Origin of the sequence: Pseudomonas sp. 10(2024), assembly GCF_045164175.1 — a bacterium.
GTDB classification, from domain to species: domain Bacteria; phylum Pseudomonadota; class Gammaproteobacteria; order Pseudomonadales; family Pseudomonadaceae; genus Aquipseudomonas; species Aquipseudomonas alloputida.
On the sequence record NZ_CP174006.1, the window covers coordinates 3,621,475 to 3,646,695 of the forward strand.

The 25,221-nt window shown below is 63.4% G+C and carries 26 protein-coding genes; 12 read left to right on the forward strand and 14 right to left on the reverse strand.

The features are described from left to right. Positions 1-84 precede the first annotated feature (84 nt). On the forward strand, positions 85-456 hold the full coding sequence (locus ACI7M0_RS16330; protein WP_003250774.1) for a DUF2784 domain-containing protein: 372 nt from the start codon (positions 85-87) through the stop codon (positions 454-456). On the opposite strand, the gene tam is transcribed toward ACI7M0_RS16330, so the two are convergent. Further along, positions 446-1,222, reverse strand: coding sequence for a trans-aconitate 2-methyltransferase (tam, locus tag ACI7M0_RS16335; RefSeq protein ID WP_129931939.1), 777 nt, complete (start codon positions 1,220-1,222; stop codon positions 446-448). The two genes, ACI7M0_RS16330 and tam, sit on opposite strands and share 11 nt — an antisense overlap. Before the next feature lie 114 nt (positions 1,223-1,336). Here tam and ACI7M0_RS16340 point away from each other — a divergent pair, with 114 nt between their 5' ends. Next, positions 1,337-1,516: a hypothetical protein gene (locus ACI7M0_RS16340; RefSeq protein ID WP_004575401.1), complete on the forward strand. Its 180-nt coding sequence runs from the start codon at positions 1,337-1,339 to the stop codon at positions 1,514-1,516. A 3-nt stretch (positions 1,517-1,519) separates the two neighbouring features. Here ACI7M0_RS16340 and ACI7M0_RS16345 read toward each other — a convergent pair whose 3' ends face one another. Then, entirely contained in the window at positions 1,520-2,932 is a 1,413-nt protein-coding gene (locus ACI7M0_RS16345) for an amino acid permease (RefSeq protein WP_004575400.1), read from the reverse strand. Between the two features lie 324 nt (positions 2,933-3,256). On the opposite strand from ACI7M0_RS16345, the gene ACI7M0_RS16350 reads away from it, so the two are divergent. After that, entirely contained in the window at positions 3,257-4,681 is a 1,425-nt protein-coding gene (locus ACI7M0_RS16350; protein WP_014591496.1) for a PLP-dependent aminotransferase family protein, read from the forward strand. Between the two features lie 116 nt (positions 4,682-4,797). Here ACI7M0_RS16350 and ACI7M0_RS16355 read toward each other — a convergent pair whose 3' ends face one another. The 3 genes from ACI7M0_RS16355 to ACI7M0_RS16365 are packed head-to-tail and all read right to left on the reverse strand — an operon-like array spanning position 4,798 to position 8,392. Next, a complete protein-coding gene (locus ACI7M0_RS16355; protein WP_129931938.1) occupies positions 4,798-5,820 on the reverse strand; it encodes a histone deacetylase family protein in 1,023 nt (340 codons plus the stop codon). Then, positions 5,820-7,061 (reverse strand): Zn-dependent hydrolase, encoded by a 1,242-nt coding sequence (locus ACI7M0_RS16360; protein WP_064490796.1) that lies wholly within the window; start codon positions 7,059-7,061, stop codon positions 5,820-5,822. The genes ACI7M0_RS16355 and ACI7M0_RS16360 overlap by 1 nt, the downstream gene beginning before the upstream one ends. A 26-nt stretch (positions 7,062-7,087) precedes the next feature. Then, entirely contained in the window at positions 7,088-8,392 is a 1,305-nt protein-coding gene (locus ACI7M0_RS16365; RefSeq protein WP_129931937.1) for an MFS transporter, read from the reverse strand. Positions 8,393-8,665: 273 nt separating this feature from the next. Between ACI7M0_RS16365 and ACI7M0_RS16370 the strand changes: the two genes are divergently transcribed. Both ACI7M0_RS16370 and ACI7M0_RS16375 read left to right on the forward strand, forming a co-directional pair. Further along, entirely contained in the window at positions 8,666-9,574 is a 909-nt protein-coding gene (locus ACI7M0_RS16370) for a LysR family transcriptional regulator (protein WP_014591500.1), read from the forward strand. A 211-nt stretch (positions 9,575-9,785) separates the two neighbouring features. After that, positions 9,786-10,340, forward strand: coding sequence for a WYL domain-containing protein (locus ACI7M0_RS16375; protein WP_041167176.1), 555 nt, complete (start codon positions 9,786-9,788; stop codon positions 10,338-10,340). Between the two features lie 11 nt (positions 10,341-10,351). Here the strand turns inward: ACI7M0_RS16375 and ACI7M0_RS16380 are convergent, their stop codons facing one another. The 4 genes from ACI7M0_RS16380 to ACI7M0_RS16395 form a co-directional block, all read right to left on the reverse strand. Further along, a complete protein-coding gene (locus ACI7M0_RS16380) occupies positions 10,352-11,128 on the reverse strand; it encodes an SDR family oxidoreductase (protein WP_129931936.1) in 777 nt (258 codons plus the stop codon). 167 nt (positions 11,129-11,295) lie between these two features. Further along, complete coding sequence (locus ACI7M0_RS16385) at positions 11,296-12,222, reverse strand: LysR family transcriptional regulator (protein WP_020189917.1); 927 nt, start codon at positions 12,220-12,222, stop codon at positions 11,296-11,298. A 126-nt stretch (positions 12,223-12,348) separates the two neighbouring features. After that, complete coding sequence (locus tag ACI7M0_RS16390) at positions 12,349-13,071, reverse strand: hypothetical protein (RefSeq protein ID WP_010953468.1); 723 nt, start codon at positions 13,069-13,071, stop codon at positions 12,349-12,351. A gap of 79 nt (positions 13,072-13,150) precedes the next feature. Next, entirely contained in the window at positions 13,151-13,453 is a 303-nt protein-coding gene (locus ACI7M0_RS16395; protein WP_129931935.1) for a DUF3077 domain-containing protein, read from the reverse strand. Positions 13,454-13,651: 198 nt separating this feature from the next. Here ACI7M0_RS16395 and ACI7M0_RS16400 point away from each other — a divergent pair, with 198 nt between their 5' ends. Next, the gene (locus ACI7M0_RS16400; protein WP_010953466.1) at positions 13,652-14,275 is read left to right on the forward strand and encodes a glutathione S-transferase family protein; all 624 of its coding nucleotides are present in this window, start codon (positions 13,652-13,654) and stop codon (positions 14,273-14,275) included. Positions 14,276-14,328: 53 nt separating this feature from the next. On the opposite strand, the gene ACI7M0_RS16405 is transcribed toward ACI7M0_RS16400, so the two are convergent. Next, on the reverse strand, positions 14,329-15,504 hold the full coding sequence (locus tag ACI7M0_RS16405; RefSeq protein ID WP_129931934.1) for an MFS transporter: 1,176 nt from the start codon (positions 15,502-15,504) through the stop codon (positions 14,329-14,331). 94 nt (positions 15,505-15,598) lie between these two features. Here ACI7M0_RS16405 and ACI7M0_RS16410 point away from each other — a divergent pair, with 94 nt between their 5' ends. Beyond that, positions 15,599-16,498, forward strand: coding sequence for a LysR substrate-binding domain-containing protein (locus ACI7M0_RS16410; RefSeq protein ID WP_020189921.1), 900 nt, complete (start codon positions 15,599-15,601; stop codon positions 16,496-16,498). A gap of 160 nt (positions 16,499-16,658) precedes the next feature. Beyond that, complete coding sequence (locus ACI7M0_RS16415) at positions 16,659-17,654, forward strand: D-2-hydroxyacid dehydrogenase family protein (RefSeq protein WP_129931933.1); 996 nt, start codon at positions 16,659-16,661, stop codon at positions 17,652-17,654. A gap of 7 nt (positions 17,655-17,661) precedes the next feature. On the opposite strand, the gene ACI7M0_RS16420 is transcribed toward ACI7M0_RS16415, so the two are convergent. Then, on the reverse strand, positions 17,662-18,147 hold the full coding sequence (locus tag ACI7M0_RS16420) for a hypothetical protein (RefSeq protein WP_104962042.1): 486 nt from the start codon (positions 18,145-18,147) through the stop codon (positions 17,662-17,664). Between the two features lie 142 nt (positions 18,148-18,289). Here ACI7M0_RS16420 and ACI7M0_RS16425 point away from each other — a divergent pair, with 142 nt between their 5' ends. The 3 genes from ACI7M0_RS16425 to ACI7M0_RS16435 all read left to right on the forward strand — a co-directional run bounded on the left by ACI7M0_RS16425 (position 18,290) and on the right by ACI7M0_RS16435 (position 21,474). Beyond that, positions 18,290-19,285 carry a 5'-nucleotidase gene (locus ACI7M0_RS16425; protein ID WP_104962043.1) on the forward strand — a complete coding sequence of 332 codons (996 nt, stop codon included), beginning with the start codon at positions 18,290-18,292 and terminating at the stop codon, positions 19,283-19,285. 82 nt (positions 19,286-19,367) lie between these two features. After that, positions 19,368-20,645 carry a bifunctional O-acetylhomoserine aminocarboxypropyltransferase/cysteine synthase gene (locus tag ACI7M0_RS16430; RefSeq protein WP_064490805.1) on the forward strand — a complete coding sequence of 426 codons (1,278 nt, stop codon included), beginning with the start codon at positions 19,368-19,370 and terminating at the stop codon, positions 20,643-20,645. A gap of 64 nt (positions 20,646-20,709) precedes the next feature. After that, the gene (locus tag ACI7M0_RS16435; protein ID WP_003250736.1) at positions 20,710-21,474 is read left to right on the forward strand and encodes a hypothetical protein; all 765 of its coding nucleotides are present in this window, start codon (positions 20,710-20,712) and stop codon (positions 21,472-21,474) included. 82 nt (positions 21,475-21,556) lie between these two features. On the opposite strand, the gene ACI7M0_RS16440 is transcribed toward ACI7M0_RS16435, so the two are convergent. Continuing rightward, a complete protein-coding gene (locus tag ACI7M0_RS16440; RefSeq protein ID WP_004575387.1) occupies positions 21,557-22,042 on the reverse strand; it encodes an anti-virulence regulator CigR family protein in 486 nt (161 codons plus the stop codon). 146 nt (positions 22,043-22,188) lie between these two features. Here ACI7M0_RS16440 and ACI7M0_RS16445 point away from each other — a divergent pair, with 146 nt between their 5' ends. Then, positions 22,189-23,352 (forward strand): AAA family ATPase, encoded by a 1,164-nt coding sequence (locus ACI7M0_RS16445; protein ID WP_129931932.1) that lies wholly within the window; start codon positions 22,189-22,191, stop codon positions 23,350-23,352. 28 nt (positions 23,353-23,380) lie between these two features. On the opposite strand, the gene ACI7M0_RS16450 is transcribed toward ACI7M0_RS16445, so the two are convergent. Continuing rightward, complete coding sequence (locus ACI7M0_RS16450; protein WP_129931931.1) at positions 23,381-24,037, reverse strand: HD domain-containing protein; 657 nt, start codon at positions 24,035-24,037, stop codon at positions 23,381-23,383. A 67-nt stretch (positions 24,038-24,104) separates the two neighbouring features. Continuing rightward, the gene (gene glsB / locus ACI7M0_RS16455; RefSeq protein ID WP_014591518.1) at positions 24,105-25,013 is read right to left on the reverse strand and encodes a glutaminase B; all 909 of its coding nucleotides are present in this window, start codon (positions 25,011-25,013) and stop codon (positions 24,105-24,107) included. Positions 25,014-25,221 lie beyond the last annotated feature (208 nt).

The window sequence follows — 25,221 nt, forward strand, 5'->3', positions numbered from 1 at the left end:
CGTGGGAGCGGACGACCCTGCGAAGGAGCCAGATCAGGCAACCCGACTATGCTGGGATAACCCCAATCCCTGGGCACCCAACCCATGCTCTACCGCCTTGCCGCCGACACCCTGGTGCTGCTGCACCTGGCCTTCATCCTGCTGGTGCTGTTCGGCGGGCTGCTGGTGCTGCGCTGGCGCCCTGCCCTGTTGCTGCACTTGCCGGCCCTGGCCTGGGGCCTGGCGGTGGAGTGCCTGCACCTGGGTTGCCCGCTCACCACCTGGGAAAACCGCATGCGCAATGCCGCCGGTGACGCAGGTTACCAGGGCAGCTTCGTCGAGCACTACGTCTGGCCACTGATCTACCCCGCCGGCCTGACCCCGCAGATCCAGCTGCTGCTGGGCACCCTCGTGCTGGCGCTGAACCTCGGCATCTACAGCTACGTGGCCTGGCGCTGGCGTCGCCCTAGCGGGTAGCGATCACGAACAACCGCGGGAAGGGCAACAGGACCTTGCCATCAGAGGCCGGCGGATAGTAGCGCTGCATGGCCTGCAGGTACATCTGCAGGAAGTCGGCCTGCTCCTGCTCATCAAGCCTGGCCAGATAAGGCCGCAACGCCGAGCCCTTGAACCATTCCACTACCGCTTCGGCGCCCCCCACCAACGGGTGATGATAGGTGGTGCGCCACACGTCCACCCGCGCGCACAGCGGGCTGAGCAAGTCGTAGTAGAACGCCGCGTTGTGCCGTGGCGGCAGCTGCAAGTCGGCGAACTTCGCCGCCCAGGGGCCTTGGCTTGCGATCTCGCGCAACTGCCGGTGGGCCGGCTCGTCGAGGTTGTCCGGGGTCTGCACAGCCAGGCTGGCGCCTTCGCTGAGCTGGCGCACCAGGTGCGGATACAGCAAGGCGTGGTCAGGTACCCATTGCAGCGAGGCATTGGCCAGGATCAGGTCCTGCGGCTCGGGGGCAGTCCAGCCGGCAATGTCGGCAATGACCGTGCGCACACGCGGGATGCACAGCCGCTTGCGCTCACGGGCTTTGTCGATCATGTCCGGGTCGCTGTCCAGCGCCGTCACCTGGGCATCGGGGTAACGTTGCAGCAGCACTTCGGTCGAGTTACCGGGGCCGCACCCCAGGTCGGTGGCGTGGCGCACCGGCCGTGGCGGGATGGCGGCAATCAGGTCGCGTACGGCGCGTGTGCGTTCGTCTTCGAACAGGGAATACTGGTTGGCGGACCAGGCCATGTGCGGCTCCTTTGGGCGGACTATGTGCCTAGCATATGCCATCTGTCGCCCGGCGGGACGGTTGCGAACGGATTACGCCGGAACTGATCACCTGTGCTTGAAGTCAGTCCTTGCATGCGCACGCCCGTGAAGACCTACATCGCCCTCGCCATCCTGGCCCTGATCGCTGCGGCCGCCCTGCTCGGTTCACCGTGGATGAACCAGCGTTTCCACATGCCCGCAGAAAAAGCCCAGGCCCAACAACGCGAAACGGCCGGGTCCCCAAGGGAGCCGGCCGTTTCCAGACGCGAGTGACGCTTAGTGCTGCTTGCTACCAGAGCGGATCTGGTGCACCACACCCATCGCCACCACGACCGCCGCAGCGATACCGGTGGAAATGACCAGAATCTGGTAGTCAGGCATGAAGGCCATGGTGACCAGGGCAGCCACGATGAACGCGATCACCAGGTAGGTCAGCCACGGGAACAGCCACATCTTCAGGCGTACTTCCTTGCCCTCGGCAATCAGCTTGCGGCGCATGCGCAGCTGCGAGAAGGCGATGACCAAGTACACCAGCAGGGCGATCATGCCGGTGGTGTTCATCAGGGTGTCCAGCACGTCTTTCGGGCGCAGGGTCTCGCTGAAGTTGATCAATGCACACACCACGGCCACGGCGCACGAACCCATGATCGCGTACACCGGTACACCGGTACCGGCGCGGGTGATCTTGAAGAACGACGGCGCGTCGCCACGCTGGGCCAGGGAGAACAGCATGCGCGATGCGGTGTAGTGGCCCGAGATCAGGCAGCTGCTCACCGAAGTCAGCACCACGAAGTTCATCAGCAGCTCGGCATACGGCACGCCCAGCAGTTCCAGGGTACGGCGGTAAGCGCCATAGCCAGAAACACCCAGGTGCGGGTCGTTCCACGGTACCAGGCAGACGATCAGGAAGATCGAGCCGACGTAGAACAGGCACACACGCCAGACCACCGAGTTGGTGGCCTTGACGATCTGCGCAGCCGGGTCTTTGGCTTCGGAAGCGGCGATGGTGACGATTTCGGCGCCGAGGAAGGCGAACATCACCCCGAGCAAGGCACCGATCACAGTGGTGATGCCATTGGGCATGAAGCCTTCGGCGGTGAGGTGGCTGATGCCACGCACTTCACCGAACTGCCAGATGTTCATCACGGCAGCCGTACACACGATCAGGAAGCAGACGATCGCAATCACCTTGATCAAGGCGAACCAGAACTCGAACTCACCGTAGTGCTTGACGTTGAAGAAGTTGACGGTGATCAGCAACAAGGTCGTGGCCAGCACGAACACGTTGACGCTGACGTCGGGGAAGAAGCCATGCAGGATCTTGCCCGCCACATAGGCTTCCCAGGCCATGAGGATGACCCAGTACCACCAGTACAGCCAGCCAATGGTGAAACCGGCCCAACGGCCAATGGCGCGGTCGGCGTAGGTTGAGAACGAGCCGGTGTCAGGCGAGGAAGTCGCCATTTCACCCAGCATGCGCATGATCAGCACCACCAGGATGCCGCCTGCCAGGTAGGCCAGGACAGCGGCTGGGCCGGCACTGTGGATCACGCTGCCGGAACCGACGAACAAGGCGCCGCCGATAACCCCGGCGATCGACATCATCGTCAGGTGGCGCGACTTCAGCGAGGCACTGAGCTTGCTCTCGTGCCCGCTTTTCGCGGTGGTGGTTGTGGATGTTGCGTCCATCAGTTGTGTACCCCGTGCTTCTTCTTATCCAAGGAAAACTGTGAAATCCCGATGGCTGGCGATTTCACCTGTACATCAGTGCTAATGCGGGCAGGATGGTGTGAATTACACACGCAGGCCTTCCATGGCGGCCTGCTGACGCGCCCCAGGGCGACTGCCTGAGGCGAACTGAACATGCTTTATGTGGCGATATCCGACACCTAATGTAAAAATGTCCGACGCAGAGAGCCATGCACAGTGGCATGAATCTCGCACTGCACTGTATAGGTCGCCCATGCAGTACACCCTGCAGACGCCAGGCGATACGCACCCTGAAGGCCCCGAATGTTCGAATTACATCCAGACTCCTCAACCCCGCTGGTCAACCAGATCATCGATGGGCTGCGCGAGCTGATCGACAACCAAACCCTCAAGCCAGGCGCCAAGGTCCCGTCGATTCGCGCCTTTGCCGCAAGCTATTCGGTGAGTACCTTCACCGTGGTCGAGGCCTACGACCGCCTGGTCGCCCAAGGGCTGCTGGTGAGCCGTGGCAATGCGGGGTTCTTCGTCAACCGTGCGGCGGGCGAACTGCTGGAGCAGCACAACACCGAGGCCGACACCAGTCGACCAACGTTCAACTCCGAGTGGTACCTGCAGCAGATTTTTGAAATCCGCCAGTTGCCGTACAAACCGGGGTGCGGCTGGCTGCCCAACGACTGGATGTACGAAGACGGCCTGCGCCGCGGCCTGCGCCAGGTGGCCGGCAGCCCGCTGGAGTTGTCGGGGTACGGCGACCCCATGGGCCTGATGGAGCTGCGTGCGCTGACCGCACAGAACCTGCAACAAGAGCTGTCGATCGTCGCCAACCCGGCACAGCTGATGCTCACCCACGGCGCCAGCCAGGCGCTGGACCTGGCCGCACGCACACTGGTGCGCCCAGGCGATGTGGTGCTGGTGGACGACCCCGGCTACCCGAACCTCATGAGCATCCTGCGCACCCAAGGCGCAACCCTGGTGGGCGTGCCACGTACACCGGCCGGCTACGACCTGAACCAGCTGGAGCAACTGCTCACCCACCACCGCCCGACGGCGTTCTTCACCCAGCCGCACCTGCACAGCCCGACGTGCTCGCGCACCCCGCTGCCGCAGTTGCACCGCCTGCTGCAGCTTGCCAGCCAGCATGGCTTCCGCCTGGTGGAAAACAACCTGTACGCCGACATGGTCGCCGAGCCGCAGCCATGCCTGGCCAGCCTCGACCATCTGCAGCAGGTGGTGTACGTGGGCAGCTACTCCAAGAGCATTTCGCCCAACGTGCGGGTCGGCTACATGCTGGCCAACCCCGAGCTGATGCAAAAACTGCTGCACCTGAAGATGCGCTCAGGCCTGACCACCTCACAGGTGATGGAGCGCGTGGTGTATGCGGCGATCATCGACGGGCGCTGGCGCAAGCACCTCAAGCGCCTGCGCCAGCGCCTGGCCGAGGCGCATCAGGAAGTTGGCCGGCATCTGCATCGATTGGGCTTCGAACTGTTCACCGAATCGGATGAAGGTATGTACATCTGGACCCGCCACCCGGCGATTCCCGACAGTGCCGCGTTGCTGGACGATGCGCTGGAGAAAGGCATCATGCTAGGCCCTGGGCAGTTGTTCATGGTCGACGCCAAGGCGACCGGGTGGATGCGGTTCAACGTGGCGTTCAGTACGGACCCGGCGATGTGGGAGTTGTTGGAGAAGGTGTTGGTGAAGCACGTGCGGCGGGGTGGGATGTAGGGGGGGTCGACCCCGATCGATGGCGGGCAAAAACTCGAAAGCTGCAAAGCGCCCATGGGAACGGGTTCAGACGCGAAAAGGCCGGCAGCCAAACCACCGATGCCGGCCTCTGGCACTTATCGCCAGTTCGCCTGTTCAGCAAAGAACGCCTGCGCATTCACCTCCAGGCTCTCCAGGTGATAGCCCCCCTCCTGGACAATCAGGCAAGGCAAGCGCAACGCCCGAATTCGCTCACCCAACGCAGCGAACCCTGCAGTGGTCACAGCCACCTTGCTCTGCGGGTCCAGTTCGTAGATATCGAACCCCAGCGACAGCACCAGTACCTCGGCACCAAAGTCCGTCACTGCAGCCAGCGCAACCTCCAGCTGCCCCATGAAGTCCGCCTCGCTCGCCCCATGCGCCATCGGCAGGTTGAGGTTGTACCCCTCCCCCTCACCCCTGCCACGCTCGTCCGCGAACCCGGCCACGCCCGGGTAGAAGTTGGTCGGGTCGCCATGGGTCGACACATACAGCACATCACGGCGATCGTAGAAGATCTCCTGAATCCCTTGTCCATGGTGCATGTCGGTATCGAGGATCGCTACACGGTTGTAGCGGCTGCGCAGGGCCTGGGCGGCCACGGCGGCGTTGTTGATGTAGCAGAAGCCGCCAGCGGCATCGAACCGCGCATGGTGCCCCGGTGGTCGGCACAAGGCATAGGCGGCGGGCTGCCCGTCGAGGATGGCCTTGGCCGCTGCAACCGCGCTTTGCGCCGACCAATAGGCCGAGTGCCAGGTGTGTTCGCCCACCGGGCAGCTACCGTCTGCCAGGTAGCGGCCGGCCTGGGCGAGGATGCCGCGCAGAGCGTTGGGCTCACGCACGAAAATGTTGGACATGACCTCGTCACCCCAGTCTTCGGGCACTTCTTTCCAACGTGCATGGGCCTCATCGAGAAAGGCCAGGTAGGCCTCACCATGCACGGCCTTTAGCGGTTCAAGGCCGGCATCGTCGGGCTGGCGGATGTCGAAACCCAGGTCTTTGGCCGCCTTCAGCAGGCGCTGGGCGCGCTCGGGGACTTCCTGCGGGGTGCGCATGGCGCCGCGCGAGTAGTAACTGCGTGGGTGGTGCAGCAGTTGTTCGGGGTGGAAGTAGCAACGCATCAGCCTTCTCCTTGTTCGACACGGCCCGCACGGGCCAACACGGCGTTCAGCAGCACATCGGCCCCCTGTCGGGCATCGTCGGGTAATACGTCTTCGGCTTCGTTGTGGCTCAGGCCGCCGACGCAGGGGATGAACACCATGGCCGTCGGGCAGTATCGGGCCAGCAGGATGGCATCGTGACCGGCACCGCTGACGATTGATTGCTGGGCGTAGCCCAGTTCGTCCACCGCCTGCTGCACGGCAGCCACACATGCAGGGTCGAACGGCGTGGCCGGGCTGACCCAGTGGCGTTCGATGCGTACCTGCAGGCCGCGCTGGCTGGCAATGGTTTGCAGCTTCAGGCTCAGGTCGCGCTCCATGGCTTCGATGGCTTCATCGCAGTGGTGGCGCAAGTCGACCGTAAAGCGCAGCAGGCCAGGAATGGTGTTGCGCGAGGACTTGGCAATCGACAACTCGCCCACAGTGGTCAGCCCTTCGGGTGCGAAGTCCGCTGCCAACTGCTCGACCGCCTGGATCATCCGCGCCGCGCCATACAGGGCATCCTTGCGCAGGGGCATCGGTGTCGTACCCGCGTGGGCCGCCATGCCTTCGACCGTGACGTCCAACCAGCGAATCGCTTGCCCGCCGCTGACGACACCAATGGCCTTGGCGTTGTCTTCAAGGATCGGACCTTGCTCAATATGCGCTTCGAAATAGGCATCCACCGGGCCACCTAAAGGGCGCTGGCCGGCGAAGCCCGTTCGCTGCAGTTCGTCGGCGACGCTGAGGCCATCGGCATCGCGGATAGCCAGCGCTTCGGCCAGCGCGAGGCTGCCGGTGAACACTGCCGAGCCAAACATGGCCGGCGTGAAGCGCGCGCCCTCCTCGTTCGTCCACACGGCAATTTCCAGCGGCTTGCGAGTGTGGATGTTCAGCTCGTTGAGGCGGCGCACCACTTCAAGCCCGGCCAGCACGCCATAGACACCGTCGAAACGACCGCCTTCGGGCTGAGTGTCGAGATGGCTGCCCATCATTACCGGTGCGGCATTCGGGTCACTACCTGGACGACGGGCGAACAGGTTGCCTATGGCATCCACCGTCAGCGTCAGGCCGGCTTCGCGGCACCAGTGGCTGAACAGTTCACGGCCCGCCTTGTCCTCGTCGCTGAGCGCCAGGCGGCAGCTACCGCCGCGGGCGGTGGCGCCGATTTCGGCCATGGCTATCAGGCTCGCCCACAGGCGTTCGCCATTGCTTTTCAACATGTGCGGGTACTCCAGAGTCAATCGGATCAGGCCAGTTCCAGGTGCTGGCTACGGGCGTACTGGCGCGCCAGGGCAAGCACGCAGACCAGCGAAAGGGAGGCGATGAAGGTGTAGAACACTGCCATCGGCCACCACTGGCCACTAAAGGTGTGGGCCAACCAGGTGCCGATCAGCGGGGTCAGGCCGCCGGCAAGGGCGCCGCAGATCTGGTAAGCCAGGGAAATGGCGGTGTAGCGCACGCGGGTTTCGAACATGCCGCTGACGTAGCCGGCGATCACCGCGTAGAAAGAGGCCATGCAGGCAGCGGCCAGGGCGATCCCTAGCACAATCAGGGGCCCGTGGCCCGAGCTCACCAGCACAAACATCGGGTAGGGCGAGGCCATCGCCAGCAGGGCGACCAGGGCCAGGAAGCGAGTTGCACCGATCTTCTCCGACAGCCAGGCCGCCAGGGGCTGCACACAGAACTGGATGATCGCCACAAAGAACAGGCATTCCAGAATCAACGAGCGCTCCAGGTGCAATTGCTGGGTGGTGTAACTGATCATGAAGGTATTGGTGAAGTAGACCCCGGCAATGCCCAGGGTATTGGCGCCGATACACAGCAACAGCGGGCGCCAGGCGGTGCGCAGCACCTCGAGGGCCGGAGCCTGCTCCTTGCACCTGGCCTTTTCTGCCTGCTCGCGGCTGGCCACGAATTCGGGCGACTCATTCACGCCCAGGCGAATAGCCAGCCCCACCAGTAGCAGCAGTGCGCTGGCCAGGAACGGCACGCGCCAGCCCCAGCTCATCAGCGCCTCTTCAGGCAGACGAGTGACCGCACCAAACGCCAGCAGCGACAGGATAAGGCCCGCCGGGCTACCCAACTGGGCGAACGACGCGAAGAAGTTGCGCCGGCCCCTGGGCGCATGCTCGCCGGCCATCAGTACCGCCCCGCCCCACTCGCCGCCCACGGCAATCCCCTGGACGATGCGCAGCAGGATCAACAGCACCGGCGCGGCCGCGCCGATTTGTGCGTAAGTCGGCAGCAGGCCGATGCAGACAGTGACGATGCCCATCATCAGCAGGGTGATGACCAACGACTTCTTGCGACCGATACGGTCGCCCACGTGACCGAAGATGATGCCGCCAAGCGGCCGGGCGAAGAAGCCCACGGCGAAGGTACCGAACGCGGCCATGGTGCTGAACAGGCTGTCGTCGGAGGGGAAGAACAAGGCACCGAAGACGAGCGCGGCGGCGGTGGCGTAGATGTAGAAATCGTACCACTCGATCATGGTGCCGATGAATGCGGCGGCGGCGGCACGACGCGGTTGAGCGGAAGCGGTCGGCTTCATGGGGGCTCCTTTGCTTGTTGTTCTGGCAGGAGTTGCAAGGGTCACGGGGCGCTCTGCTGGCGCTTGGCCTGTTGACTCGATGGTGCCTTTTCAGCGGGACAATCCGCTTCCACAGGGTCTGCGCGATCACTGCAGGCGGGGATTCACCCGCGAAGAGGGGCAACGTCGATCCAACAGGTTTCGATGACTGCGATTTATCGGCCGGAGGCTATGATTAGTCAATTTTCTATTTATTATGCGCACTATTAGCCATGCTTATCATCGAGCCCTGCCATGCCTGACCGCTTGCTCAACGACCGCCTCGACTGGAACCTGCTGCGCACCTTCCGGGTCATCGGCCAGGAGCTGTCCATCAGCCGTGCCGCCGCCCGCCTGCACCTCACCCAGCCGGCAGTGAGTCAGGCGCTCAAACGCCTTGAAGAGCAGCTTGGCCGCCAGCTCATTGCCCGTCGCGGACCGCGCTTCGTATTGACAGAAATGGGCGAGCAGCTGTTCCAGCTGGCTGGCGAGGTGTACGGGCAGATGTCGCAGATCGGCGGCTTGCTGGAGCAACCGGCGGACGAGCTGGTGGGCAAAGTGCGCCTGCTGATGATCAGTCGCATCGTCAGCGAACGTTTCGATGACTTCCTGGCCAACTTCCATCGCCAGCACCCAAGGGTCGAGCTGGAAATCGACGTGATGCGCAGCTCCGATATCGTCGCCGCCCTGCAGGAGAAAACCGCTACAGCGGGCCTCAGCCTCAACCGGCGTGCACAGCCACGGCTGGAGCAGCGGCTGTTTCTGCGCCAACGATATGCATTCTTCTGTGGCAAGCACCATGCCTTGTTCGGTCAGGCCGAAGGCGATTTACAGCGGGAGAACTTTGTCAGTTTCACCAGCGACCAAATTGGCGGCATGTTGTCGCCGCTGACCATTTTCCGCGACCAACAAGGGTTTGCCGGGCGTATCGTGGCGTCATCGCCAAGCCTTGAGGAAGTGCGCCGACTGGTGATTGCCGGGTTTGGCATCGGCTGCCTGCCCGAACATGTGGTGGCACCGGATGTTGACGCGGGCTTGCTTTGGAAGCTGTCGCCGCACGAAGGGATTGCCGATGTGGACATTCACCTGCTGTGGAACAGAGAGCAGCGATTCAGCCGGGCGGAGGAGATGTTTATCGAGGCGTTGCAGCGGGTCATCACCTGACGCGCTGGGCCGCTCGATAGACCGCTCAGCATTCGCGCTTGCCAACTGATTACCACTACCACAACGACACGCTCGTCGTTGACTTGGCGGCGCACCACTTGACCGAGGCCTTACGCCACAACTTGGATCCCATCTTGTGACGGGGTATGCTAGGCAATAGCTAAACGCCACTACCCAGGCAGGCTCGGTGCCTGCCTTCAAGGACGAGCCTTTGCCCAGCCACCCGACCCGCCACACCATCGCCCGCCAGTGGCAACTGCTCAAGTTGCTGCCCGGCCGCCACCCGGGAATGAGCTCCACCCAGTTGCAGGCTGCCCTGACAACCGTGGGCCATACCACCAGCAAACGCACCGTCGAGCGCGACCTGGTCGAGCTCGCCGCACTGTTCCCCCTACAGTGCAACAGTAAAGGCATGCCTTATGGCTGGTACTGGCAACCGGGCTTGAGCCTGGGCGAAGCGCAGCAGCTGCAACCCGACGCACTTGCCCCACCGACACACGTCGTACTGTATGCCTGGGTCGATGACGCGCTGGCCCGCCGCCTGGAGCAATCCCCCCTGTCCGTCGATATGCAACTGACGCCGCAGGCTGGCGGCGGCGCCGCGCTGGTGGCCACCGTCGACGACAACCGCGCGCTGATGGGCTGGCTGCTGTCCCAGGCGGGGTCGATCCGCATCCAGGCGCCGCAGGCGCTACGTGCGGCCATGATTGAACAATTGCGCCAGAGCCTGGCGCTGCATGAGGGCGAAGGCGGCTGCAAGCAATAGCGCCAACGGCGTCAGTAGGTTCCCGGATACGCCCCGCCATCGATCAGCAGGTTCTGCCCGGTGATGTACCCGGCATGCGCGCTGCACAGAAATGCGCAATACGCGCCAAACTCCGCGGCATCGCCAAAACGCGACGCCGGAATGGCCTTGCGCCGCGCCTGGGCAGTGACTTCCACATCACCACCCGCAGCCTTCAAGGTCTTTTGCAGGCGCGCCGTGTCGAACGCCCCAGGCAACAGGTTGTTGAGTGTCACATTGCGGCCCGCCAGGCGCTGCTGCCGGGCCAGGCCGGCAATGAATCCGGTCAGGCCACTGCGGGCACCGTTGGATAAACCCAGCATGTCGATCGGTGCCTTCACCGCGCCGGAGGTGATATTCACCACCCGGCCAAAACCACGCTCGGCCATGCCATCTACCACCGCCTTGATCAGCTCGATGGGCGTGAGCATGTTGGCGTCCAGCGCCTTCAGCCAGTCATCACGCCCCCAATCACGGAAGTCCCCCGGTGGCGGGCCACCGGCGTTGTTGACCAGAATGTCGACCTGCGGGCAGGCCGCCAACAGCGCCTGGCGCACCTTGGGATCGGCAACATCGCCTGCCACGGTATGGACCTCGATGCCCGGGCAGGCCCTGCGCAACTCGCTGGCGGTCTGCTCCAGAGTGGCTTGGGTACGGGCATTGATGACCAGGTTGACGCCTTCTTTGCCCAACGCTTCGGCGCAGCCTTTGCCAAGGCCTTGGCTGGCCGCGCAGACGATGGCCCAGCGGCCGGTGATGCCTAGATCCATTGGTTTGCTCCTTGATGCAATCAGGGTGACAGGGTGACTGACAGGCGCTGCCGGGGCAATTTAGAGGACGGGACAGGGCCACCGATAATGAAAAGAACTGATCCACCGATAACCGCCGCTTATCCCTGCCAGCGCTTCGGCAACGGACTGGAAATCAATGGGGACCGTCACACTTCACCCGCCGTCAGTTCCTCCACCAGCAATCGTGCCGCAGGCGATAACGGCGCCGCGACCCGGTGCACGATGCCGAACGGCTCGCTCAGCGCCCGTAGCGGCACCGCCAGCGACACCAGCAACCCGCGCTGCTCGGCAAAGGCCGCCACCGCACGGGGAATGACTGCCACCAACGTCGGGTCATCTTCAAGCAGCATGAAGGTGGCGAAGGTGGAAAAGGTCTCCAGTGGATACCGTGACACCTCCACCCCCGCCTCGCTCAACTCGCGTTCCAGCGCTTGGCGCATGGGCATGTTGGCCGGATAAACCACCCAGCGATAATGGCTAAGGTCGCTGATCTTGAGTGCCGCCGCCCCGGCCAGCGGATGCTGCGGATGCGCGACCACCGCCAACGGCTCCTGGGCCAGTTCGACAAAGCCATATTCCGCCGCGTTACGGCCCAGCCCTGGCCGGCAGATGGCCAGGTCCAGGCGCCCTTCGTCCAGCTGGGCGAGCAGGTTGGCGCTGGTATTCTCGGCGATTTCCACTGCCAGCTGCGGCTGTTTGCGGCGCAAGCGCCCGAGGGCGCTGACCAGTGTGGGCATAGCCCCCATGATACTGCCCACCGCCAGCCGCCCGCCCTGGCCTTGGACGATGCCCAACACCTCTTCGCGCAGATGCCCCAGGTCGCTGTGGATCAGCCGCGCGTAGCGCACCACGCAGCGGCCCACGTCGTTGGCAACCAGGCCGCTGGGCATTCGCTGGAACAACGGTACGCCCAGCACCTCCTCGACCTCGCGCAGGGCCTTGGTGGCACCGGGCTGGGAAATGGCCATGGCTTCAGCTGCCTTGTGCAGCGAGCCACAGCGGTCCAGCTCGATCAGCAAGCGCAACTGGCGAAGGCGCAGGCGAGAAAAAATGGCGTCCAGAGAAGGGATCATCAGGCAGGCTCGGTAGGGGTTTCGTCATGCCGAGCACTATAGAGCGTCGTCTGCGGGGGCGTGTTGAGTTTTGCGCAAATGACCCTTGATTGCAGAACGAATGCACGCACCTTTCTGCAGGCTGTTTTACCGCGGCGCACGACGTGCCAGGCAGGCATAGGCCAAGGCCAGTACACTGGCCGCCAGTATGCCAAGCAGTATCATCAGCTCACGGCTGTAACGGGCTACCATGGCCGGAAAACCGATGACCTCGCGGTACACCTGCACATGGGCCTCACCGTCGGCGTGGCTGATACTGACCCCGCCATGGCGGATCTGCGAGTAGTCGGCATCGAAATACACCCACACCTTGCAGGTGCCACCTGGCTCGATGGCCGGGATATCAACCTGGGCGATGGCGGTTTCCAGCAGCGTGTCGTTGCCGGCAGCATCGCGCACCTGCACCAGGCCCTTGGCTGGCAGGCGGATTTTCACCTGCCGGACCTGCGCATCACCACTGTTGTGCAGTTCGATCAGCAGGCCGGTACGGTGGTCCACCAGCCCGGCCTCGAAAGGCTTGGCGAACAGCTGGGCATAAGGGGCCTGCGCCATTTCGATGAGCCGCTCGACCTGATCATGGGCCAGCTGGCCTTGAACGATACCGTTGATTCGCCCCTGCAACTGCTCGTACTTGAGCTGCTCGCTGGCCTTGCTGATCCGCTCGCTGAACTGGCTGGGGTAAGTGAGGTAGGCATAGGTCAGTGACGCCTCAAGGCGCGGATTGCCCCTGAGCAACGCGTAGGCGGCCAACAGGACCATCAGGCCGATCAGCACGGCGACGAGAAGCTTCCCCACCTTGTCCCAGCTCAATGCATGCTTCCTTCTGTCGTGTTACAGACGATAAAAACCGCCCAAGGGTGCCAAGTTCGCGCCCCCCAGGCAAGCCTGGCTAGGCTTCGCCCCCGCCTTCGCGCGCCTGACGTAACTGCAGCAGCTGGCCGTCGATCAGTGACTTGGCCATCCCGGCCAGGTAGTACGTGGCCTTCATCATCACCTGGCGGTCTTCAGGCCTGTCGATGGCCTTGCGGGTGATCTCGGTGATGCAGCCCATGATGCCCGAAGCTTCCATCAGTGCGGTGCGTATTGGCAGTTGCGGTTTCATTTGCACCAGTTCGGCATCGCTGTTGCCAAAGCGGCTCGCGGCTTGCACGACATAGGGCTTGCTGCTGTTTTTCGGCGTTTCGCTGTCCATGTCCATTCCTCAAGGTTAGGCGCTTGCCGAGGCTAGGCCGCTGCCTACCCCATTACAATGACAAAGGGGTGGAAAGGGTGACTTTAGGAAATGGACTACAAGAACCCTGTACAGGGAGCGCCAAGCCACCGCTCAGCCCCCTTGACCCGCCCCCCGCAGTGGCGGACGATCAACCTCCCCCACACAAGGACGAACACCATGCTGCGGATACTGGGAAGAGCCTCTTCCATCAATGTGCGAAAAGTCCTGTGGGCCTGCGCCGAATTCGAGATCGCGTTCGAGCGCGAAGACTGGGGTTCTGGCTTCAAGGCCACTGACAGCACCGAGTTCCTCGCGCTGAACCCCAACGCCATGATTCCGGTGATCCAGGACGGCGACTTCACCCTGTGGGAATCCAATAGCATCATCCGTTACCTGGCCAGCCGCTACGGCGCCACCGCGTTCTATCCCGGCGAGGCCCAGGCGCGGGCGCGGATCGACCAGTGGATCGACTGGCAGGCCTCGGACCTGAACCGCTCATGGAGCTACGCGTTCATGTCGCTGGTCAGGCATTCGCCCGCTCACCAGGACCCGCAAGCACTGGCTGCCGGTTGTGCCGAGTGGTCACGCTACATGCGCATCCTCGACCGCCAGTTGGCCAGCACCGGTGCCTATGTGGCCGGCAGCCAGTTCACCCTGGCCGACATCCCGATCGGCCTGTCGGTCAACCGCTGGTTTGAAACGCCGTTCGAGCACCCACACCTGCCCGCGGTGCGCGATTACTACGAGCGCCTGAGCGAGCGCCCTGCCTATCACTTGCATGGCCGAAACGGTACCCCGTAGTACCCGCAAGGAAGTGTATCGAGGGGCGCAAGGCGCCCCAAGGTTCCGACCTGTTACACCGCAACCTGCCGCCCGGCTAGCCCCCCTCGCCCACGCCAGGCAAACAGCAGCACCAGTACCAGCCCCAGCGCCGCCATCGCAGCCCCCGCCAGGGAAATCGCCGGGTAGCCCAGCCCCGCATTGATCACTGCGCCGCCCAGCGCCGCACCGATCGCATTGCCCAGGTTGAACGCGCCAATGTTCACCGCCGAGGCCAGGTTGGGTGCATCCTTGGCCGCCTCCATGACCCGCATTTGCAGCGGCGGCACCAGGGCAAAGCTGGCCGCACCCCAGACCAGGATCGCCAGGGCGGTCGGCAGCGGCCAGTCCAGTACCAGCGGAAACACCAGCAGCACGGCAATCAGCCCAGCCAGTGACAGGATCAGGGTGCGATCGATCGAGCGGTCCGCCGCCTTGCCGCCCCATACGTTGCCCAAGGTCAGGCCGACACCGAACAGCACCAGCATCGCCGTCACGAAGGGGGTGGACGCCGCCGCTTCATGCTGCAGGATCGGCGCAATGTAGGTGAACACGGTGAACATTGCGCTGGAGCCCACCACGGTCAGCAACAAGGCCGCCAGTACCGGCCTGCGGCCCAGCACACGGATCTCGGCCATGGCACCCTCGCCCTTGGGCGACGCAACATTGGGCAGTGCGTACCAGAGTGTGGTCATCGCCACCAGGCCAAGCCCGGCAATACCCCAGAACGCCGTGCGCCAACCCAGCATTTCACCCAACCAGGTCGCCAACGGCACGCCGCCGATGGTGGCCAGGGTCAAACCCATGAACATTGCAGCCACGGCCCCGGCGCGCTTCGCCGGCGGCACCACACTGGCCGCGACGATCGAGCCGATGCCAAAAAAGGCGCCGTGGTTGAGTGAAGTGACCACGCGGGCGACCAGCAGGCTGGCGTAGTCGCTGGCCAGGGCCGACATCAGGTTGCCCAAGGTGAAAATGGCCATCAGCCCGATCAACAGGTAACGGCGCGGGATCTTCACCGTGGCCAGGGTCATCAGCGGCGCGCCGATCAGCACGCCGAGGGCATAGGCACTGACCAGCAGCCCGGCAGCAGGAATGGAAACGCCAAGGTCGGTAGCGATACTGGGCAACATGCCCATGGGGGCGAACTCTGTAACGCCGATGCCGAAGGCACCGATGGCGAGTGCGACAAGCGGTGGATTGATACGCATGGCAAGCTCCTTATCTATGCCGAAAATGCTACGATCCGTTTAAAACCTGCACTAGACTGCATTTTTGCGAACCACCTTTGCTTGAGAGGCACAAATGGACTTCAGCGGCAGATCCGGCGAGATGGAGATTTTTGTCAAGGTGGCGCAAGCGGGCAGCCTGTCTGCTGCCGCCCGAGCGCTAGGCCTGACGCCCTCGGCGGTCAGCCGCATTCTCGCCCGCACCGAACAGCGCCTGGGTACCCGCCTGCTGCTGCGCACGACCCGGGCGCTCACTCTCACCCCCGAGGGAGAGGCCTACCTGCGCGGCGCACGGCGGGTGCTGGCGGACATGCTCGAAGTGGAAGAAGCCATCACTGACCAAGGCGTGCCACGCGGGCGCTTGCGGGTCAGCGCTGCGCTGGGCCATGCCCGGTTGACCGTAGTGCCGCTGCTGGCGGCCTTCAGCGCACGCTACCCGCAAGTGCTGGTTGACCTGACCCTCAGCGACGAGGTGGCCGACATACTCGGCGGCCAGGCCGACGTGGCGCTGCGCTTCGGTCACCTGCCGGACAGCTCGTTGAGCGCTCGCGCCATTGGCGAGACCGGCCAGGTAGTGGTGGCCTCGCCAGAATACCTGCAACGCTACGGTACCCCGCTTGAACCTGAAGACCTTGCCAGGCACAACTGCCTGCGCTTCAACTTCCGCCGCGCGATGCCTGACTGGCCGTTTCACCGCGACGGGCATACGTTCTCACTGAAGGTGAAAGGGAATATCGAATGCAGCAGCGGCGAGGCGCTGGCGCAGCTGGCCAGGCTGGGCGCCGGCGTGGCGCGTATCGGCACCTTTACCGTGGCCGATGACCTGGCCAACGGGCAACTGGTGCCGTTGCTGGAGGCTTACAACCCGGGTGATCGGGAACCGATTCATGCGGTGTTCGTCGGCGGCCCGGCGATGCCGGCACGGGTGCGGGTGTTTGTGGATTTTCTGGTGGAGCAGCTATCTGGTGGCCAGTAGAGCCGGCCTCGTGTCGCGACAGGGCCGCCAACGCATGGCGGTTGCATCACTGGGCGGCAGAGGCCGGTGCTGATGTGCAGCGACTGCAGCCTGATCTGACACCGATTCCCCCCGTTAGGTTATCTTCGACGCTTCCCTGTACCGCCCGGGCCAGACCACCATGCGCATTGTCATTCCCGACGACTACCAAGATGTAATCCGTACGCTCGATTGCTTCGGCAAGCTGAGCGGGCATCATGTCAGCGTCCTTCATGAGCACCCGCCTGCCACGCTGGAACAACTTGCGGCACGTTTTGCCGATGCCGACGCCCTGGTACTCACCCGCGAACGCACACGCATCGACGCCGCCTTGCTCGACCGCCTGCCCAACCTCAAGCTGATCAGCCAGACCGGCAAGGTGTCCAGCCACCTCGACCTGGCTGCCTGCACCGCGCGCGGCATTGCCGTGACCGAGGGGCGCGGATCGCCGGTAGCGCCTGCCGAACTGGCCTGGGCGCTGATCCTCAATGCCCGCCGACAACTGCTGCCGGCCATTGATGCCTTCCGCCAAGGCCAATGGCAGGTCAACCTGGGCCAGGCGCTGGCCGGGCAGACGCTGGGCATCTGGGGCTATGGCAAGATCGGCCAGCGCCTGGCGCGTTATGCGCAGGCCTTCGACATGCCCGTGCTGGTGTGGGGCAGCGACAACAGCCGCGCCGCAGCCAAAGCCGATGGCCACGCTGCTGCCGCCTCGCGTGAGGCGTTTTTTGCCGAGGTGGATATTGTCAGCCTGAACCTGCGCCTTTCGGATCAGACACGCCATGGGGTGACCTTCGACGACCTGTCCCACATGAAGCCCGACGCCTTGCTGGTGAACGTCAGCCGCGCGGAACTGATTGCACCAGGCGCATTACTGCAGGCATTGGATGCCGGGCGGCCGGGCTACGCGGCGGTGGATGTTTATGAGGACGAGCCGTTACTCGACCCGGCCCATCCACTGCTGCGCCACCCACGGGTACTCAGCACGCCCCACCTGGGGTATGTGGAGAAGAACGGCTACGAGCTGTACTTCGGTGACGCCTTCGACAATGTGCTGGCGTTTTTCGACGGGGTGCCGAAGAACGTCGCCAACCCTCAAGCTTTGGCAATTCAACGCTTGAACCCGGCGCAGCCTTGAAGTTGCACTACCCGAGCAAATGCAGCCCCAGCGTAAACACAGCCACGGCCAAGGCAACCAACGACACGGCATGACGCTCCAGATACGCGGGCCAACCGGCTGCTGACTGCGACGTGCATTCACATTGGCGCTCAGCCAGGCGGGTCAAGCGCGCCTCCACACTGTCCACGCGGTCTGCCTGGGTGCTCGCTGCCAGCGCGAGCTTCTTCAGCGCCGTGGTCACCGTGATGGACAGCCCTTCCCGAGCCTGATTGCTGGCGGCCAGTTGCTGCTGGCACTGCTCAAGACGCTTGTGGATCGCACCTTCCTTCTGCACACGGGCCAGGGTAGTTGCCACGAGCTTTTTGTTCAGCGCCTCGATACTGGCCAGCAGTGCTTCGTGCTCGGTGGCCTGCTGGGCCGACGCGTCTGCCTCAAGGTGGCTTTCGTGCATCGTGTTCCCATTCGCCTCGGCAAGCGGAGTCAGGGTGCCGTGTTCATGTAGCTGGTTCATCAATCACTGTCCGGATACTGCGGTAAGGGGCGAGAAGCTATCAAAATGACACTACCGGATCCACTGATCAGTCGCGCAATTGACGGCTTTCGTCACAACGTGCGCGTACACTTGCCTTCATGCCACTCGCAGGAGCCGCTGCATGCCTTACCCCATTGAAGAAAAACTGGTCATCGGCGTTGCCTCGAGTGCGCTGTTCGACCTCTCCGTTTCCGATGACATCTACCAGACACAAGGTGTCGAGGCTTACCGCCAGCACCAGGAACAGAACCTGGACGAGCCGTTCCCCAGGGGGGTGGCGCTCCCGTTCATTCGCCGCTTCCTGAGCATCAACAAGGCGTTCCCCGACCAGTTGCCGGTGGAAGTGGTGCTGCTCTCGCGCAACTCGCCGGAAACCGGCCTGCGGGTGTTCCGCTCCATCAGCCACTATCAGCTGGACATCACCCGCGCGGCATTCATGTCGGGCCGCTCGCCCTACGAATACATCCCGGCGTTCAATGCCTCGCTGTTTCTCAGCGCCAACGAGGAAGATGTGCAAAAGGCCATCGACGCCAACTACCCTGCCGGGCGTGTACTGCCTACGCGCATCTACGATGATGAAATCGACACCGAGCTGCGGGTGGCCTTCGACTTCGATGGCGTGATTGCCGACGACGAGGCAGAGAGTGTTTACAAGCGCAACGACAACCTGGACGACTTCCAGGAACACGAGCGCATGCACAAGGGCACCCCGCATTCGCCGGGGCCACTGGCAGACCTTTACCGCAAGCTTTCGCGGATACGCATGCTGGAGGACCGCAAGCTGGCCGAGGACCCGACGTACCAGCGGATTCTACGCATTGCCATCGTCACGGCGCGCAACGCGCCTTCGCATGAGCGGGTGGTGACGACCTTGAAGGATTGGGGCGTGTCCCCGGATGAGTGCTTTTTCCTAGGCGGCATGGATAAGCCCAGGGTGTTGTCGATATTGAAGCCGCATGTGTTTTTCGACGACCAGCGCACGCACCTGCAGTCGCCAGCGGGAAACCTGCCGATGGTGCATGTACCGTTTGGGGTGGCGAACAGAGTGCGCTCGCCTCAGGCACCCGACGTGAAGCAGGATCAACTGCCGATCAGCGAATTGTCACGCGAACCATAAACCGCCAGAGCGACACCCTTGACCCATGCTCGCTCGCCGCCGCATGCTCGAACGCTTCCACCCACGTTCAAGGAATGATTGCATGAAGCTGGAAACGCTTGCCATCCATGCGGGCTTCAGCCCCGACCCGACCACCAAGGCGGTGGCCGTACCGATCTACCAGACCACCTCCTTCGCCTTCGACGACACCCAGCACGGCGCCGATCTGTTTGACCTGAAGGTTGCCGGCAACATCTATTCGCGCATCATGAACCCCACCAACGACGTGCTCGAGCAGCGCATGGCCGCCCTGGAAGGCGGGGTTGGCGCGCTGGCCGTAGCCTCGGGCATGGCGGCTATCACCTACGCCATCCAGACCGTCGCCGAAGCCGGCGACAATATCGTCTCGGTGGCCAAGCTGTACGGCGGCACCTACAACCTGCTGGCGCACACGCTGCCACGCATGGGTATCCACACCCGCTTCGCGGCCCATGACGATATCGCCGCCCTCGAAGCGCTGATCGATGCGCGTACCAAAGCGGTATTCTGCGAGTCCATCGGCAACCCCGCCGGCAATATCGTCGATATCGCTGCGCTGGCCGAGGCCGCCCACCGCCACGGGGTGCCGCTGATCGTCGACAATACCGTGGCCACCCCGGTGCTGTGCCGGCCGTTCGAGCACGGCGCCGATATCGTCGTGCACTCGCTGACCAAGTACATCGGCGGTCATGGCACCAGCATCGGCGGCATCGTCATCGACTCCGGCAAATTCCCCTGGGCCGAAAACAAGGAACGCTTCGCCCTGCTCAACACCCCCGACCCGTCCTACCACGGCGTCACCTACACCGAAGCCTTCGGGCCTGCCGCCTTCATCGGCCGCTGCCGTGTGGTGCCCTTGCGCAACACCGGCGCTGCGCTGTCGCCGTTCAACGCCTTCCTGATCCTGCAGGGCTTGGAAACCCTGGCCCTGCGCATGGAGCGCCATACGGAGAACGCGCTAAAGGTCGCCCATTACCTGCAAGCCCACGAGCAAGTGGCCTGGGTGAAGTTCGCCGGGCTGCCCGATCACCCCGAACATGAACTGGCCAAGCGCTACACCGGCGGCAAGCCGGCGTCGATCCTGTCGTTCGGTATCAAGGGTGGCCAGGCGGCTGGCGCGCGTTTCATCGACGCGTTGCAGTTGGTGGTACGCCTGGTGAACATCGGCGACGCCAAGTCACTGGCCTGCCACCCCGCTTCCACTACCCACCGTCAGCTCAACGACGAGGAACTGGAGAAGGCCGGCGTGCCACGGGACATGGTGCGCCTGTCGATCGGCATCGAACACAGTGACGACATCATCGCCGACCTGGCCCAGGCCTTGGAGGCCAGCCGCGGCTGATTCACCCGCGCCCTACCCAATGTCGAAGGCGGGCGCACCTTCATCAAGCCTGGATGCACCCGCAATGACCCTGTTTTACCTGAAACTCACCATCACACCCCTGCTGATGTGGGCCATCTCCCTCGCCTCCCGGCGCTGGGGCGGCCTGTTAGGCGGATTGCTGTCCGGCCTGCCGATCACCTCGGCGCTGGTGATGACCTTCCTGTGCCTGGAACAGGGCACGGCCTTTGCCCTGGGCGCATTGCCCGGCGCACTGGGCGGCCTGGCGGCGGTGCAGGCCACCTACACCGTCTACCTGCTGGCCACGCGCACACTCGGCATCGCCGTGGCCGTACTGCTGGCGTTGCTGTTCTATGGCCTGGCCGCCTATGCCTTTACCCACTGGGGCAGCCTGTACCTGTCGATTGCAGTGGCGTTGGTGCTGATCGGCGTGCTGATCCGCGCCAGCGGCCGCGAGCCCAAACCTGATACCCTGGCCCGCCCCCGGCACCGGCACTGGGAAATCCCGTTGCGCATGGTATCTGCCACTTCCCTGCTGATGATCACCACCAGCCTGGCCAGTTGGCTGGGCCCGGCGACCAGCGGGATGCTGGCGCCGATTCCGGTGATTGCCTGGCCGCTGGTAGTGTTCGCCCATGTGCAGGGCGGGCGAGCCGGGATGGCGGCGATGGTGCGGGGGAATGCGATCGGCGCGGTGGGGGTGATTGCGTTCTATCTGGTATTGGCGGGGCTGCTGGAAACGTGGGGCGTTGGCGTGACCATCGGGCTGGCCATGCTGTGCGCTGTGGTGCTGACCCTTGGGCTGGCCGCGGTGTTGCGGCGGCGTTGATAGGCGGTTGGGGCTGCTGCGCAGCCCATCGCAGGCACGCCAGCGCCTGCAGGGACCGAGCGGACTGCTCGCACCTGCGGCCTTAGTCGAACGCCCCGTTCAACACCTCATAGATGATCCCGGTCGCCACGGCGACCAGAATCAGGTCTGCGCCCGCTTGCATCCACTCATACCCATCGTAGTGAGGCAGCTGCCCCAACAGACGGCCATCCAGTTTCTTGGCGATACCAGGTGGCAGGGGCTTGCCGCGGGCCAGGTTCTTCTGAATACCTGGAGGCAATGCCGGGCCCGGGCTCCAATAGTTGCGGTGGCCACCGAGGATGCCCAGTACATCGCCACGGTCGATGGACGGGCCGCCGTGCCAGTCATTGCCGCCGGCGCTCTGCTTGTGGCCGCCCGAATTACCCTGGCCCTGACCCTGACCCTGGGCGTGCGGCGCCTGACCCTTGCCGTGCCCCTGACCTTGGCCCTGGCCTTTGCCATTACCCGGGTCGGCGAGCACCGGGCCAGAGGCCAAGGCCACCGCCAATGAGGTGACAATGGCTGTCATGATTGTTGATCTGGCCATGTGAGCATCCTTTGCGCGAGAGGTTGCCCCACACTATAGACGGTGCGCACGCCTGCTTCACTTGCAACAGCCTCAGCAGGGGTGGCTGACAAGGCAGGCACGCTTCGGCCACAATCGGTCGCCTGGTCCACGCTGGGAAGCACTGCATGCTCACTACCCTCGCCATCGGCAACTACCGCTCGATCAACCACCTGGTGCTGCCGCTGGGCCAACTCAACCTGGTGACCGGTGCCAACGGCAGCGGCAAATCCAACCTGTACAAGGCGCTGCGCCTGCTTGCCGAAACCGCACAGGGCGGTGTGGTCGAAGCCCTCGCCCGTGAAGGCGGGCTAGACTCGACCTGGTGGGCCGGCCCAGAAACCAGCGCACGAATGCGGCGCGGCGAAGTGCCCATCCAAGGCCAGCATCCGAGCGAAGCCAGGCGCCTGCGCCTGGGCTTTGCCACCGAGGACCTCGGGTTTGCCATCACCCTCGGCCTGCCAATTCCCCTGCCGTATCCGAGCGCGTTCATGCTCGACCCTGAAATAAAGTGCGAGGCCATCTGGGGCGCTGGCGCCTATCGGCCCTCTTCCTTGCTGGTCGAGCGCAAGAATGCCCTGGTGCGGGCCCGCGAGGGCAACCGCTGGGCAGTGCTCGATCAGCATGCTGACAGCGGCGAGAGCTTTTTCAACATCGTCGGCCGGCCACGCCAGGCACCGGAAATCGGTGACCTGCGCGCGTTCATCAACAGCTGGCGGTTTTACGATCACTTCCGGATTGACCGTGACGCGCCTTGCCGTCAACCCCAACTGGGCACTCGCTCGCCGGTGCTGCATCACGACGGGCGCAACCTGGCCTCGGCGTTGCAGACCATTATCGAAATTGGCGATGTGGAGGATCTGGTGGAAGCGCTGAATGACGCGTTTCCCGGCAGCCGTCTGGAGATCAATGCGCCACCTGGCGGGCTGTTCAGTGTACGGCTGCACCAGCACGGGCTTTTGCGCCCGCTCGACGGTGCTGAATTGTCGGACGGTACCCTGCGTTATCTGCTGCTGATGGCTGCCTTGCTCACACCACGGCCGCCATCGCTGATGGTCTTGAACGAACCGGAAACCAGTCTGCACGCGGACCTGCTCCCGGCCTTGGCGCGGCTGATCATTCGTGCATCACGCCGTAGCCAGGTTTGGGTGGTATCGCACAGTGCCCCATTAATCAACGCGCTGGCAGCCTGTGACGGGTGCAATGTGCTGGAGCTGGAAAAAATACAAGGGCAAACCCAGCTGCGGGGGGTTGGGTTGCTGGATGAGCCGCTGTGGCGATGGGCTGACTGAATTCAAGGACGGCACAAGCCCGGCATGACTAACCTGCCCCGGTAATCTCGTCCATGAACTGGGTAAGAAAGGTTTCAAGCCGGGTATGACGCTCGGCAGCAAGGCGAGCCCCTTCTTGGGTTTTAAAGCCCGAGGCGAGCTTGAGCAGTTTGGTCTGGAAGTGCTCGATGGCATACGCCCCGTCTTGGTACGCCCTCTGCTGCGCGAAAGGATTCTCGAAGTCATAGAGCGCCGACCCCATTCGCCCGGAGACGTAAAAACACCGGGCAATACCCACCGCGCCTATGGCGTCAAGCCGGTCACTGTCCTGAAGGATGCAGGCCTCACGTGTCAGCGGTTCCAACCCCGCCGAGTAACTGTGCGTTTTGATCGCATGCACTACCTGCTCAACACGCCCACTCGGCCAGCCCATCTCAGCAAGGACTGATGCAGCCTTGTTCGCCGACAACGTCGAGGCCTGCCCACGTAACGGCGAATGCTTTTCCACCGCCACACAGTCGTGCAGCACCGTCGCCGCAAGCAAGATTTCAAGGTCGCCACCCTCCACCCGCTGGATCCGGTGCGCATTGACCCACACGCGATGAATATGGGCCAAGTCGTGGGAGCCATCATTCTGGTCAGACGGCAGATACTTCAGCAAGTCAGTGGCAAGGCACTGATAAGGAGCAAACGCTTCGCGGGTCATCTTCGGTAGGTTCCATTTCCGGTGTGCCCCGCCAAGGCGACGCCTGATTGCCCCCTGAGTTCGCAGATCAGAACACCGACCATCCGATCCGCGAACTGAGCAGCTCAAGCGCCGCCATCCCGGCCAGGGAGTTGCCCGCCGCATTCAGCTCTGGCGACCACACGCATACGGTAAATTGCCCCGGTACGATCGCCACGATCCCGCCACCCACGCCACTCTTGCCAGGCAAACCCACCCTGAAGGCGAAATTCCCCGCCTCATCATACAGCCCGCTGGTGGCCATGATCGAGTTCACTTGTTGGGTCTGGCGCCGCGTCAGGATCTGCTCACCGCTGTGCTTGCAGAACCCATCATTGGCCAGGAAGCAGAATGCCCGCGCCAGGTCCAGGCAGTTCATTTGCAGTGCACAGTAACTGAAGTAACTGCGCAGCACCGTCTCGACCTCGTTATGGAAGTTGCCAAAGGACTGCATCAGGTACGCCATGGCAGCGTTGCGCGCGCGAAACTGATATTCCGAATCAGCCACCCGGGTATTGATCGAGATGTGAGGGTTGCCTGAAAGCCGTCGGACAAAATCGCGCATCGACAACGTGGGGGCCGCGAAGCGCGACTGATTGATATCGCAGATCACCAATGCCCCGGCATTGATGAACGGGTTACGCGGCCGCCCGCGCTCGAACTCCAGCTGCACCAACGAGTTGAACGGCTGCCCCGAAGGCTCATGCCCCAGCCGCTCCCAAATGGCTTCCCCCGAATGGCCAATGGCCTGAACCAGGCTGAACACCTTGGAAATGCTCTGCACCGAGAATGGCACCTGCGCGTCGCCTGCGCAGTGGTAGCTGCCATCGTTGCCATAGACAGCGATGCCCAGCTGGTTCGCCGGCACGTCAGCCAGCGCGGGAATGTAGTCAGCGACTTTGCCCTTGCCGATCAAGGGACGTACTTCTTCGAGAATCTCGTTCAACAGCGTTTGCATGGAAGGCCCTGTATCAATCCCCAGACGACGGCGAGGGGCATTCCTCTTGACGAAGACTGAGCGGGAGAGATCACACATTCAGAAACAAATCACCGTCAGCGCCATCATCTTCAGGAAGATCGCCGCGCGTTACGGCCTTAAAAAAGCACAGCGCTCACGCCCAAACTGAAGGAAAGATACATGCGGGCAGCGGGATAAAGGCCTGCTA